Origin of the sequence: Pseudomonas sp. IAC-BECa141, from assembly GCF_020544405.1 — a bacterium.
Classification (GTDB): domain Bacteria; phylum Pseudomonadota; class Gammaproteobacteria; order Pseudomonadales; family Pseudomonadaceae; genus Aquipseudomonas.
This window is the reverse complement of record NZ_CP065410.1, coordinates 4,454,514-4,467,802: the sequence shown is the minus strand read 5'-3', so window position 1 is coordinate 4,467,802 and position 13,289 is coordinate 4,454,514. Positions and strand designations below refer to the sequence as shown.

Below are 13,289 nucleotides of genomic sequence, written 5' to 3'. Positions count from 1 at the left end.
TCATGTGGCGTCCAACAGGCGAGCATATGGCCCTCTGCCGTTAGCTTCGTTGGGTTCATGAAAGCGAAATTTTCTGTCGCATGGGTTGTGCTCTGCCTGTTGATGATGGGTCATGTGCCTGGCGCGACGGCGGCCGCGGCTCAGGAAAAGACGCCGGCTGCAGCCACCGCGAAAAAAACGGTCACGGTCAAGAAAGCCGTTCCAGCGAAGAAAGAACCGCAGAAAAAGGCTGTTCCAGCCAAGAAGCGCGCTCCGGTCGCTTCCAAGTCCAAGTCGGCGAAAGAAGTGGCCAAGACGCCGTTGCCGTCCACGAAGCTCGATTTGAGTCTGCCCAAAGACATGGTCCAGGAATTGAAACCACCTGGCTCCGTGACGCTGCCCAAGCGCGAACCGATCCTGCCGCAAATGTTCGGCGACAAGAACAGCGGGTTCCAGCTCAACGGCCGTTTGCTCAGCAACGAAATGCAGTTGCAGCTGCGCAATGAGGAGCGTCGGGAAGTCGAAGGCGCGGCGCTGGATTTCGAGTTCAAGCAATAAATCGTCCCCATCGGTGACCCGCAGACCAGACGCTTTGTCGGAGACTGGTCAGTCACTTTCGTTTCTGCGTAAAAACCCCGGTTCAGGGAATTTAAAACAGCCGTTTAAGCGGTTACCCTGTTCCGCGTCCCTTTAACACATTGCCCGCTGCGAGGAACGCGTCGTCATGAAATGCCGTGAAGGCTGTGGCGCCTGCTGCATTGCCCCCTCCATCAGTTCGCCGATTCCAGGCATGCCCGATGGCAAACCTGCCGGTGAACGCTGCGTTCAGTTGTCGGTCGATAACCTGTGCAACATTTTCGGCCGACCGGAGCGTCCGGCGGTCTGTTCAGGCTTCAAGGCCGATCCCGACGTCTGCGGCAGCAGCCAGGAAGACGCGATCAGACTGCTCGGCTGGTGGGAGCAGATGACGGCGGCGTGATGTGTCAAACGAACGGAACTTCAACAATAAGGAATAAGACTATGGGTTCGCTGCATCGTATCGCTGTGTTGTGTGGTTTGACTGCCGTGCTGGCCACCTCGGCCGCCCAGGCTGAAGACTGGAAAGTCGCCAAGAACGAGGACGGCATCAAGGTCTCCCTGAGCGAAGTGCCGGGTTCGGACTACAAGTCTTATCAGGGCGTGACCTTGATGAAGACCACCGTCGCCAAACTGCGCGCCTTGCAGGAAGACGTTTCCGGTGCGTGCGCCTGGATTCACGAGTGCAAGACCCAGAAACTGCTCAAGCACGAAGGTGACCAGAGCTGGACCTACACTCAGTTCAACACGCCATGGCCGGTCACTCCGCGCGACTCCATCCTGCATGTCACCACTGTTGAAGGCGCCGATGGCAGCCTGACCCGCAATCTGGAAGGCTTGCCGAAGTACCTGCCCGAAGAGAAGGGCTTTGTGCGGGTCGCGCAGGTCAAAGGTTTCTGGAAGTTCGTGCCAAAGGGCGATCAGGTTGAAGTGACTTATCAGGTTCACACCGAGCCAGGTGGCAGCGTGCCGTCGATGATCGCCAACAAGTTTGTGGTCGATGCACCGTTCAACACCCTGAAAGCCTTGAAAGAACGCGCCGAGAAATAAATATCGCGTTCATCTGTAAACGCCCCGAAGAATTCGGGGCGTTTTGTTTTCAAGGCTTATTGTGTTTCCGGATATGCGTTGAACGAAATTTTCACAAAGTCTCCAAGACAATTCGCCCGCGCTGTTTGCACCTGTCCCGATGCGCTGTGCCTTGAATGAAAGCGTCCGGCAGCGGGCACTAATCAATGGCAATGCCGCCGGTGATCGTGCAACATTTGCGCTCCGCGCAAGCCCCGGGGCCTGGAACGGCCAACAGAGGGCAGGGCGCAGCTGAATTTTTGCAACTTCAACTTCCAATGGGTCCTAAAACGACATGGCAAACCCGGACGCCCTGAGTCAGCAGCGATCTTCCAGTCGCCTGCTGCAACCGACCGTCAAATCGCATCTGGCCTACACGCTCCTGTGCGCGCTGGTCATGATGGTGATGTTTTCCGTGCTGCGCCTCGCGCTGCTGGTCTACAACCGCGAGATGATCCTCGACACCCCGGCCTCGACGTTCCTCGAAGCCTTCGCCAACGGCCTGCGCTTCGATATTCGCCTGGTGGTGTATGTCTGCATTCCGCTGGTGCTGGCGCTATTCAGTGCCCGGGCCATGGCGGCGCGCGGGTTCTTCCGTCTGTGGCTGACTGTCGCTTCGAGCATCGCGCTGTTCCTCGGCCTGATGGAGATGGACTTCTATCGCGAGTTCCACCAGCGCCTCAACGGCCTGGTGTTCCAGTACGTGAAGGAAGATCCGAAAACCGTGATGAGCATGCTCTGGTACGGTTTCCCGGTGGTGCGCTACCTGTTGGCGTGGGTCGTGGGCACGTTGATCCTGACCCTGGCGTTCAAGGGCGCCGACCGTCTGACCCGCCCACGTGGCCCGTTCAGCGGTGGCAACGTCGGCACCCGTCAAGTGGCGCCTTGGTATGCGCGTCTGGCGGTGTTCGTGGTGTGCCTGCTGATCTGCGTGGTCGCCGCTCGCGGCACTCTGCGTCAAGGCCCGCCGCTGCGTTGGGGTGACGTGTACACCACCGATTCGAACTTCGCCAACCAGCTCGGCCTCAACGGCACGCTGTCGCTGATCGCGGCGGCCAAGGACCGGATGGGCGAGGATCGCGACAACATCTGGAAAGCTACGCTGCCGCAGGATCAGGCGCAGAAAGTCGTGCGCGAGATGCTGGTGATGCCGGACGACAAACTGGTAGATGCCGATATCGCCGCCGTGCGTCGTGAATACACGCCGCCTGCCGACAAGACCCTGCCGATCAAGAACGTCGTCGTGATCCTGATGGAAAGCATGGCCGGTCACTCGGTCGGTGCTCTGGGCGCGCCGGGCAACATCACGCCGTACCTCGACAAGCTGTCGAAGGAAGGCCTGCTGTTCGACCGCTTCTTCTCCAACGGCACCCATACCCACCAGGGCATGTTCGCCACCATGGCCTGCTTCCCGAACCTGCCGGGTTTCGAGTATCTGATGCAGACCCCGGAGGGCAGCCACAAACTGTCCGGTCTGCCGCAGTTGCTCAGCGCGCGCGACTATGACGATGTCTACGTCTACAACGGTGACTTTGCCTGGGACAACCAGTCCGGATTCTTCAGCAACCAGGGCATGACCAACTTCGTCGGCCGCAACGACTTCGTGAACCCGGTGTTCTCCGATCCGACCTGGGGCGTGTCCGACCAGGACATGTTCGACCGTGGTCTGGTGGAGCTCAAGGCGCGGGAAAACGGCAAGCCGTTCTACGCGCTGCTGCAGACCCTGTCCAACCACACGCCGTATGCCTTGCCGACGCCGTTGCCGGTCGAGCGCGTCACCGATCGTGGCCCGCTCAACGAGCACCTGACCGCCATGCGTTACGCAGACTGGGCGCTGGGCCAGTTCTTCGAGAAGGCCCGCAAGGAGCCGTACTTCAAGGAAACCCTGTTCGTCATCGTCGGCGACCACGGTTTTGGCAACGAGCGTCAGATCACCGAAATGGACCTGGGCCGCTTCAACGTGCCGATGCTGATGATCGCACCGGGCATCCAGGAGAAATTCGGTACCCGTGACCACACTGTGGGCACCCAGATCGACATCGTGCCGACCATCATGGGTCGCCTCGGCGGCGAAGTGCGCCATCAGTGCTGGGGCCGCGATCTGCTGAACCTGCCGCAGGGTGACACCGGTTTCGGTGTGATCAAGCCGTCGGGCAGCGAGCAGACCACCGCCATCGTCACCGCCGACCAGATCCTGGTGCTGCCGAAAGAGAAGGAAATGGCACCGAAGATCTATCAGTACCAACTGGGCGCCAATCCTTCTGCCGAAATCATTCCGGACGCACCGCGCACCGCCGAGCTGAAGCTCAAGCTCGAAGCGTTCCTGCAGACGGCTACCAAGAGCCTGCTCGACAATACCGCCGGTGTGATTAACGGCAAGCCGGACTGATCATTCGGCGCAATAAAAAAGAGGCCCTTTTGAAGGGCCTCTTTTTTTGTCGGTCAAACAGTCATATCCGACCGAGTAACAACAGCACCAACAGTACTACCAGCACCACACCGATAATGCCCGAAGGGCCATAACCCCAACTTCTGGAGTGCGGGAAGACCGGCAGACCACCGATCAGCAACAGGATCAGGATGATGATTAGAATTGTGCCCATGTCTATTTCCTTGTTGATAGCGTCTGTGAAGTCTTGGTGTTCAAGGGCGGCTGGAAGTTGAACTAATTCCAGACGGCTTACAAATTCCGACTGGTGCGCATGAAAGAAAATTCAATGTTTTTTTAAGGTATTTGGCTCGCGTGCTTATTTCGTTTGTTGTCGCGGTTTGCCCTCGCCATTCAGCAATCTGATGGAGCGTGGGTCGCTGATGATCCTTCGCTACACTCCGCGCATCTTCCCCGGAACAACAAGGCTGTCTGCTATGCAAAATCGCATGATGATCACTGGCGCGGGCTCAGGCCTGGGTCGCGAAATCGCGCTGCGCTGGGCGCGTGAAGGCTGGCAACTGGCCTTGTCCGACGTCAGCGAGCCCGGTTTGCAAGAGACCCTGAAACTCGTTCGCGAGGCTGGCGGCGATGGCTTCATCCAGCGCTGCGACGTGCGTGATTACAGCCAGCTCACCGCATTCGCCCAGGCCTGCGAAGTGAAACTTGGCGGCATCGACATCATCGTCAACAACGCCGGGGTGGCCTCGGGCGGTTTCTTCAGCGAGCTGTCGCTGGAGGACTGGGACTGGCAGATCGCGATCAACCTGATGGGCGTGGTCAAGGGCTGCAAGGCGTTCCTGCCGTTGCTGGAGCAGAGCAAGGGCAAGATCATCAACATTGCCTCGATGGCCGCGCTCATGCAGGGCCCGGCGATGAGCAACTACAACGTGGCCAAGGCTGGCGTGGTGGCGCTGTCGGAAAGTCTGTTGATCGAACTGGCTCAACAGGAAGTCGGGGTTCATGTGGTCTGCCCGTCGTTCTTCCAGACCAACCTGCTGGATTCTTTCCGTGGCCCGACGCCGGCGATGAAAGCCCAGGTCGGCAAGTTGCTGGAAAGTTCGCCGATTACCGCCAGCGATATTGCTGACTACATCTACAAACAAGTCGCGGCCGGTGAGTTCATGATCCTGCCCCACGAACAAGGACGCATGGCCTGGGCGCTCAAGCAGAAGAACCCGCAATTGCTTTACAACGAAATGACCGCGATGGCTGAAAAGATGCGCGCCAAGGCCAGGCAGAACAACGGCTGAACTTGCCCCGCGTTCGCCGCATCGTTAGGGTGGCCGCAACAGTCACCCCGACGAGATGTTTTGCATGCTCAACTACCTGTGGTTTTTCCTCGCCGCGCTGTTCGAAATCGCCGGTTGTTTCGCGTTCTGGATGTGGTTGCGCCAGGGCAAGAGCGCTCTGTGGGTGATCCCGGCGCTGATCAGCCTCACCCTGTTCGCGCTGCTGTTGACGCGCGTCGAAGCGACCTACGCCGGTCGCGCCTATGCCGCATACGGTGGCATCTACATCATTGCTTCGATTGGCTGGCTGGCGGTGGTCGAACGCATCCGCCCGCTGGGTTCGGACTGGATCGGAGTGGCGTTGTGTGTGATCGGGGCGAGTGTGATTCTGTTCGGGCCGAGGTTTTCCGCGAGCTGAATCTCGCAGGCCTGAAGGAAACGTCTGAAGGCTTGCGCGCCTTGGCGCGTAGGGAATGACTGAATTGCCCGGCGTGCATTGTAGGGCGGGCGAAACCCGCGCATCTTCAAGGCTCGCAAACCTTGAAGGACACCTCCCATGCTTGTACTCAGCCGTGTTGTCGGTGAACTGATTTCCATCGGCGACAACCTCACTCTGCGCGTTCTGGCGGTCAACGGCTCCAGTGTGCGGTTCGGCGTCGAAGCGCCGGAGCAGGTCGGCGTGCATCGCGCCGAGGTCTACGAACGGATCCAGCGCAAACAGGCCAGCGGCAAGGGCCGCTGACCGTTTTCAGTCGAACAGGTGCTTGGGCACGTCGTGCTTGAGCATCAATTGGCATTGCTCGCTTTCCGGATCGAAGACAATCAGCGCCTGACCTTTGGTCAGTGCCTGGCGAACCCGCAGCACGCGGGTTTCCAGCGGCGTGTCGTCACCGTTGTCGGTACCGTCACGGGTGACGAAATCCTCGATCAGGCGGGTGAGGGTGTCGACTTCTAGCGCGTCGTAGGGAATCAGCATGGGCACCTCGGCTAAATCAATGTCGGGATGCTACGGCGAATGACCGCCGAGGGCCAGACTCAACTCTCCGAGCGTTGCCCCACCAGGCTGTCCACCGACGGCACACGGGTGTCGCTCTCCATCTGCGTTTCGTGTTCGATCTGATGACTGAATCGGTCCAGTGAAGCATTGGCCGGTTGTGCATCGCTGGCGAACACCGGCGGGCTCAGAATGTAGGCCCCGAGCAAGCGACTGAGTGCCGCGAGGCTGTCGATGTGCGTACGTTCGTAGCCGTGGGTCGCGTCGCAGCCGAAGGCGAGCAGGGCGGTGCGGATGTCGTGACCGGCAGTGACGGCCGAATGGGCGTCGCTGAAGTAATAGCGGAACAGGTCGCGGCGCACCGGCAGCTCGTGTTCACCCGCCAGCCGCAACAGGTGCCGCGACAGATGATAGTCGTACGGGCCGCCGGAATCCTGCATCGCCACGCTCACGGCATGTTCGCTGGAGTGCTGGCCCGGTGCGACCGGGGCAATGTCGATGCCGACGAATTCGCTGACGTCCCACGGCAACGCTGCCGCCGCGCCGCTGCCGGTTTCCTCGGTGATGGTGAACAGCGGATGGCAGTCGATCATCAACTCCTGGCCGCTGTCGACGATGGCTTTCAGCGCGGCCAGCAGCGCGGCGACACCGGCCTTGTCGTCCAGATGGCGGGCACTGATGTGGCCGCTTTCGGTGAACTCGGGCAAAGGATCGAAGGCCACCACATCGCCAACACTGATGCCCAGCGAATCGCAATCGGCGCGGGTTGCGCAGTAGGCGTCCAGACGCAGCTCGACGTGATCCCAACTGATCGGCATCTCGTCCACGGCAGTGTTGAAGGCATGACCGGAAGCCATCAATGGCAACACGCTGCCGCGAATCACGCCGTTGTCGGTGAACAGGCTGACGCGGCTGCCCTCGGCAAACCGGCTCGACCAGCAACCCACCGGGGCCAGGGTCAGACGCCCATTGTCTTTCACCGCGCGCACGGCGGCGCCGATGGTGTCGAGGTGCGCCGACACTGCGCGGTCGGGGCTGTTTTTCTTGCCTTTGAGGGTGGCGCGAATCGTTCCGCGACGGGTCATTTCGAAGGGAATGCCAAGTTCTTCGAGACGCTCGGCGACGTAGCGCACGATGGTGTCGGTGAACCCGGTGGGGCTGGGAATGGCGAGCATTTCCAGCAGGACTTTCTGCAGGTAGTCCAGGTCCGGTTCGGGAATTTGGGTGGTCATGGAAACTCCTGTTGCGGGGCGTCATTCGCGCGTTGAACGCGGGAATGACGCCGAAGAGAAATCAAACGGCCGGCTGACTGTGCGGAAACAACAGATCGACAAACCGCTCGGCCGTCGGTTGCGGTTCATGGTTGGCAAGACCCGCCCGCTCGTTGGCTTCGATGAACACGTACGCCGGTTGATCCGCCGCTGGCACCATCAGGTCGAGGCCGACCATCGGGATCTCCAGCGCCCTGGCCGCGCGCACGGCAGCGTCGGCCAGAGTCGGGTGCAGAATCGCCGTGACGTCTTCCAGCGTGCCGCCGGTGTGCAGGTTCGCCGTGCGTCGCACGAACAGATGCTCACCGGCCGGCAGGATGCTGTTGTAGTCATAACCGGCCGCGTGCAGGGTGCGCTGGGTTTCGTGATCCAGCGGGATTTTGCTTTCGCCGCTGGTCGCCGCTTGCCGTCGCCGGCTCTGGGCTTCGATCAGCGCGCCGATGGAATGATGACCGTCGCCGACCACTTCTGCCGGCCGCCGGATTGCCGCTGCAACCACCTCGAAGCCGATCACCAGAATTCGCAGGTCCAGGCCTTCGTGGAAGCTTTCGAGCAGTATGCGAGTGTCGAACTGCCTGGCGGCTTCGATGGCCTGCTGCACGTCCTCGATGGTCTGCAGATCCACCGCCACGCCCTGTCCCTGTTCGCCATCCAGCGGTTTGACGACTACTCGCTGGTATTCGTCGAGAAACGCCAGATTGTCGTCCGCGTTCCCCGCCAATTGCTGTGACGGCACATTCAGTCCGGCAGTTTTCAACACCTTGTGGGTCAGGCTCTTGTCCTGACACAGGTTCATGCTGATGGCGCTGGTCAGGTCGCTCAGGGATTCGCGGCAGCGCACCCGGCGCCCGCCGTGGCTGAGGGTGAACAGCCCGGCGTCGGCGTCGTCCACCTGCACATCGATGCCGCGCCGATGGGCTTCCTCGACGATGATCCGCGCATAAGGGTTGAACTGCGCCTCCGGCCCCGGCCCGAGGAACAGCGGCTGATTGATGCCGTTCTTGCGCTTGATGGCGAAGGTCGGCAGGTTGCGAAAACCGAGCTTGGCGTAGAGATTTTTCGCCAGACGGTTGTCATGCAGCACCGACAGATCGAGGTAGCTCAGGCCGCGGCTCATGAAATGCTCGATCAGATGCCGTACCAGCACTTCGCCGACACCGGGACGCGAGCACTGTGGATCGACTGCCAGGCACCAGAGACTGCTGCCGCTTTCCGGGTCGTTGTAAGCCTTCTGGTGATTGAGGCCCATGACGCTGCCGATTACCGCGCCGCTGTCGTCGTCTTCCGCCAGCCAATACACCGGGCCGCCCTGATGGTGCGGGGTGAGCAGGGTGGGATCGATCGGCAACATGCCGCGTGCCTGATACAGCTGATTGATCGCCTGCCAGTCCGCGTCACTTTGCGCACGACGAATGCGAAAGCCACGAAATACCCGGGTTGCCTGACGATAATCGCTGAACCACAACCGCAGGGTGTCGGACGGGTCGAGAAACAGTTGGGTCGGTTCCAGGCCGAGAATCTGCTGCGGCGCGGCGACGTACAACGCGATGTCGCGCTCGCCGGTCTGCTCGTTCAGCAGTTCCCGGGCAAGGCTCGCCGGATCGGGAAAGGTGTGGCCGATCAGCAATCGGCCCCAGCCGCAGTGCACTGCAATCGGTTCGGCGGCCGGCTCGCTGCCGTCCTCGGCCAGTCGCGCCTGCAAGCGCTCGTAGGACGGCGTCTGACCGCGCAGCAGCCGTTGGCTGTAAGCCGTGGCGTGAGGTTTCATCGATCAGATTCCTTGTTCGCTGAGCCACAGGTTCAGGGCCGCCAGTTGCCATAGCTTGGAGCCGCGCAGCGGGGTCAACTGACCTTGTGGATCGGTCAGCAATTTGTCGAGCATGGCGGGGTTGAACAGGCCGCGATCCTGACTTGGATCGAGCAGCAGTTCGCGTACCCAGTTCAGGGTATCGCCCTGCAAATGCTTGAGACCCGGCACCGGGAAGTAACCCTTCTTGCGGTCGATCACTTCGCTCGGAATTACCCGTCGCGCGGCTTCTTTCAACACCTGCTTGCCGCCGTCCGGCAGTTTGAATTTGCCGGGAATACGGGCCGACAACTCCACCAGGCGATAGTCGAGAAACGGCGTGCGCGCCTCCAGGCCCCAGGCCATGGTCATGTTGTCGACCCGTTTGACCGGGTCGTCCACCAGCATCACAGTGCTGTCCAGGCGCAGAGCCTTGTCGACTGCTGCATTGGCGCCGGGCTGTGCGAAATGTTCCTTCACGAAGTCGCCGGCGGCGTCATTGGCGGTCAGCCATTTCGGCTGCACCGTGGCGGCGTAATCGTCGTAGCTGCGGTCGAAGAACGCCTCACGATAGGCCGCATACGGATCGGCCGCGCCGTCGACTTGCGGATACCAGTGATAACCGGCGAACAGTTCGTCGGCGCCCTGGCCGCTCTGTACCACTTTGCAGTGCTTGGCCACTTCGCGGGACAGCAGATAGAAGGCGATGCAATCGTGGCTGACCATCGGCTCGCTCATGGCGCGGAACGCGGCGGGCAGTTGCTCGATGATCTCTTTTTCATCGATGCGCAATTGATGGTGCCGGGTGCCGTAGTGCCTGGCGATGAGATCGGAATACTGGAATTCGTCACCGCGCTCGCCGCCGGCATCCTGGAAACCGATGGAAAAGGTCGACAGGTTTTCCACGCCGACTTCACGAAGCAAGCCGACGAGCATGCTGGAATCGACGCCGCCGGAAAGCAGCACGCCCACATCCACTGCCGCTCGTTGGCGGATCGCCACGGCTTCGCGGGTGCTGTCGAGCACGCGGTCGCGCCAGTCTTCGAGTGTCAGATTCTTCTCGTCGTCGTGTGGGCCGTAGGGCAGGGTCCACCAGGTTTTCTGCTCGGTGGTGCCGTCCGCTTCGATGCGCATCCAGCTCGCCGGCGGCAGCTTTTCGATGCCGGCCAGCAAGGTGCGCGGCGCGGGCACCACGGCGTGGAAATTCAGGTAATGATTGAGCGCCACCGGATCGAGGATCGGGTTGATGTCGCCGCCCTTGAGCAGCGCCGGCAGGGCCGACGCAAAACGCAGGCGCTGGCCGGTGCGCGACAGGTACAGCGGCTTCACACCGAGACGGTCGCGGGCGATGAACAGGCGCTGGGCGTCACGCTCCCAGATGGCGAAGGCGAACATGCCGTTGAGTTTCGGCAGCAGTGCTTCGCCCCAGGCGTGATACCCCTTGAGCAGCACTTCGGTGTCGCCGCCGGAATAGAACGCGTAACCGAGCGCTTCGAGTTCGGCGCGCAGTTCCGGGAAGTTGTAGATCGCGCCGTTGAAGGCCAGGGACAGGCCCAGTTGGCTGTCGATCATCGGCTGCGCCGAGCCGTCCGACAGGTCCATGATTTTCAGGCGTCGATGGCCCAGGGCAATCGGTCCCTGGGCATGGAAGCCCCACGCATCGGGGCCGCGAGGGGCCAGGTGATGGGTGATTCGCTCGATGGCTGCAAGGTCTGCAGGTTGTTGATCAAAACGTAACTCGCCAGCTAATCCGCACATAAAGTCCTTACCGGTTTTTCCGTTGGGGAGGGTGTTGCTGAACCGCGCCGAAATGGCCGGTACCCAGAAACTGACCCGGCACGCATGTGGGAGTTTTAGAACGATCGGTTATAAGCGTGTCGACCTGACCGATCGCATTGTGCCCGCTGACTGATCGAGCCCGGGTTCATTTGCCACGAATCAGACGGCGCAGGGCAAACCGGTTGGGATGACAGGCTTCGGCCACGCTGCGCGGCAGCGGCAGCGGTTCGTTATCGAGCCACGCGGCCAGCAACTCGCCAGACAGGGGTGCGGTGATCAATCCGCGTGAACCATGACCGCTGTTGACGTACAGACCGTCCAGCCATGGGCAGGGAACGTCCGGCACTTGCCGGGCATCCTTGCTCAAGGCGCGATACGCGTCGGTGAAGGCTTCGTGATCGGCGAGCGGGCCGACAATCGGCAGGTAGTCGGGACTGGTGCAACGGAAGGCGGCGCGACCCTCGAAGCAGTCGGCGTCGGGTTCGCTGATGTGCAGGCGTGCGACCAGATCCGTGGAGATTTCTTCGAGCATCGCCTGATTGCCCAGGTGTTCGGCGGTGGTCGGGGTCAGGTCGTCGTTGTTGAAATCGAAACTGGCGCCGAGAGTGTGCTCGCCCAAGCGTGCCGGTGCGACATAACCCTCGGCGCACACCACGGTGGCCAGTGCCTGACTTTGTGTGGTCTGCGCCAGTCGGGTGATTTGTCCGCGAATGCGTTTGAGGGGCAGGTCGGCACTCTGGGGGAAACGCTTGATCTCGGCGGCACCCGCCAACACCACGACGGGTGCTGTTGCGATCAATCGATCACCGTCGAAGGCCTGCCACTGGCCGTCAACCTTGCGCAGTTCCACGGCTTCCTGATGGGTGAGCAGCGTGACGCCCGGTTGTGCGGATTGCGCCTGACACAACGCGGGCGGATGCACCCAGCCGCCCTCGGGATAGTACAAACCGCCATGGGCCAGACCGACCCCGGCACGGGCCTGCGCTTCGGGTTGATCAAGCCATTGCAGAAGGTCTTCGGGAAACGCCGCCGCCAGTTGCCCCTGACGCTCGCGTTCCTTTTCATTGAACGCCAGTTGCAGCACGCCGCAGTCGTCCCAGTCGGTACCCCGTTGCAGGGTTTCCAGCAGGCGCCGGGTGTAGCCGAAACCGCTGACGATCAACTGCGACAGTGCGGTGCCGTGGGCGGACAGTTTCAGGTACAGCACGCCTTGAGGATTGCCCGAGGCTTCCCGGGCCACGGCGTCATGTCGCTCCAGCAGACTGACCTGCCAGCCCCGCGCCGCGAGGCTGGCCGCCGTGGCGCAACCGGCCAGACCGGCGCCGATCACCAGAGCGCGACGCTCACTGCTCAACTGAACCGGGCGGGCAAACCATGGTTTGGTCGCAACGGGTAAAGGCACATCCTCGGGCCAGCCCAGAAACTCGCCGCGCAGGATTTCCCACTTGTGGCCGATGCCCGGCGTGCGCTTCATTTTGAACCCGGCAGCGTTGAGCAGGCGCCGCACCCAGCCGGTACTGGTGAAGGTGCTGATGGTCGAGTCGGGCGCCGCCAGTCGCGCCAGTTCGGCGAACAGTTCGGCGGTCCACATCTCCGGGTTTTTCGCCGGGGCGAAACCGTCGAGAAACCAGGCGTCGATCTGGCCGTCCAGTTGCGGCAACTGTTCCAGCGCATCGCCGATCAGCAGCGTCAGGGTCACGCGACCGTTATCCAGAACAATACGCTGGAAGCCTTGATGGATTGCCACGTAATGCTTGAGCAGTTGATCGGACAGCGGCTTGAGATCCGGCCACAACGCCAACGCCCGCTGCAGGTCGGCAGGGCTCAGCGGGTACTTTTCCACGCTGACGAAATGCAGCCGCGCACCGGCCACCGCATGCTGTTCGAACAACTGCCAGGCGCAGAGAAAATTCAGCCCGGTGCCGAACCCGGTTTCACCGATCACCAGTCGCCCACCCGCCGGCAGCGCGGCAAAACGCTCGGCCAGACGGTTTTGTTCGAGGAACACGTAGCGGGTTTCATCCAGCCCCGACTGGTCGGAAAAATACACATCGTCGAACACTCGCGAACGCGGGCGTCCCTGGTCATCCCAGTCGATTTGGGCGTGGGGCATTACAGGTTTCATGGCAGGCTCGGCAACGACAAGGCGGCCATTCTAGCCGATCACGCAGGCGGC

Annotated in this window: 13 protein-coding genes; 7 read left to right on the top strand and 6 right to left on the bottom strand. The window is 61.4% G+C overall.

Translation table 11 applies throughout. From position 1 onward, the window contains the following. The first annotated feature begins 57 nt into the window (after positions 1–57). The 4 genes from I5961_RS20375 (at position 58) to I5961_RS20360 (ending at position 4,012) form a co-directional block, all read left to right on the top strand. Positions 58–537: a translation initiation factor 2 gene (locus tag I5961_RS20375; protein ID WP_085696959.1), complete on the top strand. Its 480-nt coding sequence runs from the start codon at positions 58–60 to the stop codon at positions 535–537. Positions 538–703: 166 nt separating this feature from the next. Next, on the top strand, positions 704–958 hold the full coding sequence (locus tag I5961_RS20370) for a YkgJ family cysteine cluster protein (protein WP_085683506.1): 255 nt from the start codon (positions 704–706) through the stop codon (positions 956–958). Positions 959–999: 41 nt separating this feature from the next. Then, positions 1,000–1,605: an START domain-containing protein gene (locus I5961_RS20365; RefSeq protein WP_085704686.1), complete on the top strand. Its 606-nt coding sequence runs from the start codon at positions 1,000–1,002 to the stop codon at positions 1,603–1,605. Between the two features lie 313 nt (positions 1,606–1,918). Further along, a complete protein-coding gene (locus I5961_RS20360) occupies positions 1,919–4,012 on the top strand; it encodes an LTA synthase family protein (protein ID WP_227233204.1) in 2,094 nt (697 codons plus the stop codon). A gap of 61 nt (positions 4,013–4,073) precedes the next feature. Here I5961_RS20360 and I5961_RS20355 read toward each other — a convergent pair whose 3' ends face one another. Then, the gene (locus tag I5961_RS20355) at positions 4,074–4,232 is read right to left on the bottom strand and encodes a DUF3309 family protein (protein ID WP_169432680.1); all 159 of its coding nucleotides are present in this window, start codon (positions 4,230–4,232) and stop codon (positions 4,074–4,076) included. A gap of 256 nt (positions 4,233–4,488) precedes the next feature. On the opposite strand from I5961_RS20355, the gene I5961_RS20350 reads away from it, so the two are divergent. From I5961_RS20350 to csrA, 3 genes are all read left to right on the top strand, one after another. Then, the gene (locus tag I5961_RS20350; RefSeq protein ID WP_085696956.1) at positions 4,489–5,304 is read left to right on the top strand and encodes an SDR family oxidoreductase; all 816 of its coding nucleotides are present in this window, start codon (positions 4,489–4,491) and stop codon (positions 5,302–5,304) included. A gap of 64 nt (positions 5,305–5,368) precedes the next feature. Next, positions 5,369–5,701, top strand: coding sequence for a YnfA family protein (locus I5961_RS20345; protein ID WP_007950874.1), 333 nt, complete (start codon positions 5,369–5,371; stop codon positions 5,699–5,701). A gap of 138 nt (positions 5,702–5,839) precedes the next feature. Beyond that, positions 5,840–6,025 carry a carbon storage regulator CsrA gene (csrA, locus tag I5961_RS20340; protein WP_227233202.1) on the top strand — a complete coding sequence of 62 codons (186 nt, stop codon included), beginning with the start codon at positions 5,840–5,842 and terminating at the stop codon, positions 6,023–6,025. Positions 6,026–6,031: 6 nt separating this feature from the next. On the opposite strand, the gene I5961_RS20335 is transcribed toward csrA, so the two are convergent. From I5961_RS20335 to mnmC, 5 genes are all read right to left on the bottom strand, one after another. Next, on the bottom strand, positions 6,032–6,259 hold the full coding sequence (locus I5961_RS20335) for a YheU family protein (RefSeq protein WP_003192759.1): 228 nt from the start codon (positions 6,257–6,259) through the stop codon (positions 6,032–6,034). A gap of 59 nt (positions 6,260–6,318) precedes the next feature. Then, positions 6,319–7,509, bottom strand: coding sequence for an osmoprotectant NAGGN system M42 family peptidase (locus I5961_RS20330; protein WP_085704684.1), 1,191 nt, complete (start codon positions 7,507–7,509; stop codon positions 6,319–6,321). A 61-nt stretch (positions 7,510–7,570) separates the two neighbouring features. Beyond that, positions 7,571–9,316: an N-acetylglutaminylglutamine synthetase gene (gene ngg, locus I5961_RS20325; RefSeq protein ID WP_227233201.1), complete on the bottom strand. Its 1,746-nt coding sequence runs from the start codon at positions 9,314–9,316 to the stop codon at positions 7,571–7,573. Between the two features lie 3 nt (positions 9,317–9,319). Next, positions 9,320–11,092, bottom strand: coding sequence for an N-acetylglutaminylglutamine amidotransferase (locus tag I5961_RS20320; RefSeq protein ID WP_227233199.1), 1,773 nt, complete (start codon positions 11,090–11,092; stop codon positions 9,320–9,322). Positions 11,093–11,258: 166 nt separating this feature from the next. Then, a complete protein-coding gene (gene mnmC, locus I5961_RS20315) occupies positions 11,259–13,238 on the bottom strand; it encodes a bifunctional tRNA (5-methylaminomethyl-2-thiouridine)(34)-methyltransferase MnmD/FAD-dependent 5-carboxymethylaminomethyl-2-thiouridine(34) oxidoreductase MnmC (protein ID WP_227233198.1) in 1,980 nt (659 codons plus the stop codon). Between the last annotated feature and the right edge of the window lie 51 nt (positions 13,239–13,289).

What these genes read in the sequence shown, in the direction of transcription:
- I5961_RS20375 (WP_085696959.1), top strand. Translation starts at nt 58, where the DNA reads ATGAAAGCGAAATTTTCTGTCGCATGGGTTGTGCTCTGCCTGTTGATG.
- I5961_RS20370 (WP_085683506.1), top strand. Translation starts at nt 704, where the DNA reads ATGAAATGCCGTGAAGGCTGTGGCGCCTGCTGCATTGCCCCCTCCATC.
- I5961_RS20365 (WP_085704686.1), top strand. Translation starts at nt 1,000, where the DNA reads ATGGGTTCGCTGCATCGTATCGCTGTGTTGTGTGGTTTGACTGCCGTG.
- I5961_RS20360 (WP_227233204.1), top strand. Translation starts at nt 1,919, where the DNA reads ATGGCAAACCCGGACGCCCTGAGTCAGCAGCGATCTTCCAGTCGCCTG.
- I5961_RS20350 (WP_085696956.1), top strand. Translation starts at nt 4,489, where the DNA reads ATGCAAAATCGCATGATGATCACTGGCGCGGGCTCAGGCCTGGGTCGC.
- I5961_RS20345 (WP_007950874.1), top strand. Translation starts at nt 5,369, where the DNA reads ATGCTCAACTACCTGTGGTTTTTCCTCGCCGCGCTGTTCGAAATCGCC.
- csrA (WP_227233202.1), top strand. Translation starts at nt 5,840, where the DNA reads ATGCTTGTACTCAGCCGTGTTGTCGGTGAACTGATTTCCATCGGCGAC.
- I5961_RS20335 (WP_003192759.1), bottom strand. Translation starts at nt 6,259, where the DNA reads ATGCTGATTCCCTACGACGCGCTAGAAGTCGACACCCTCACCCGCCTG.
- I5961_RS20330 (WP_085704684.1), bottom strand. Translation starts at nt 7,509, where the DNA reads ATGACCACCCAAATTCCCGAACCGGACCTGGACTACCTGCAGAAAGTC.
- ngg (WP_227233201.1), bottom strand. Translation starts at nt 9,316, where the DNA reads ATGAAACCTCACGCCACGGCTTACAGCCAACGGCTGCTGCGCGGTCAG.
- I5961_RS20320 (WP_227233199.1), bottom strand. Translation starts at nt 11,092, where the DNA reads ATGTGCGGATTAGCTGGCGAGTTACGTTTTGATCAACAACCTGCAGAC.
- mnmC (WP_227233198.1), bottom strand. Translation starts at nt 13,238, where the DNA reads ATGAAACCTGTAATGCCCCACGCCCAAATCGACTGGGATGACCAGGGA.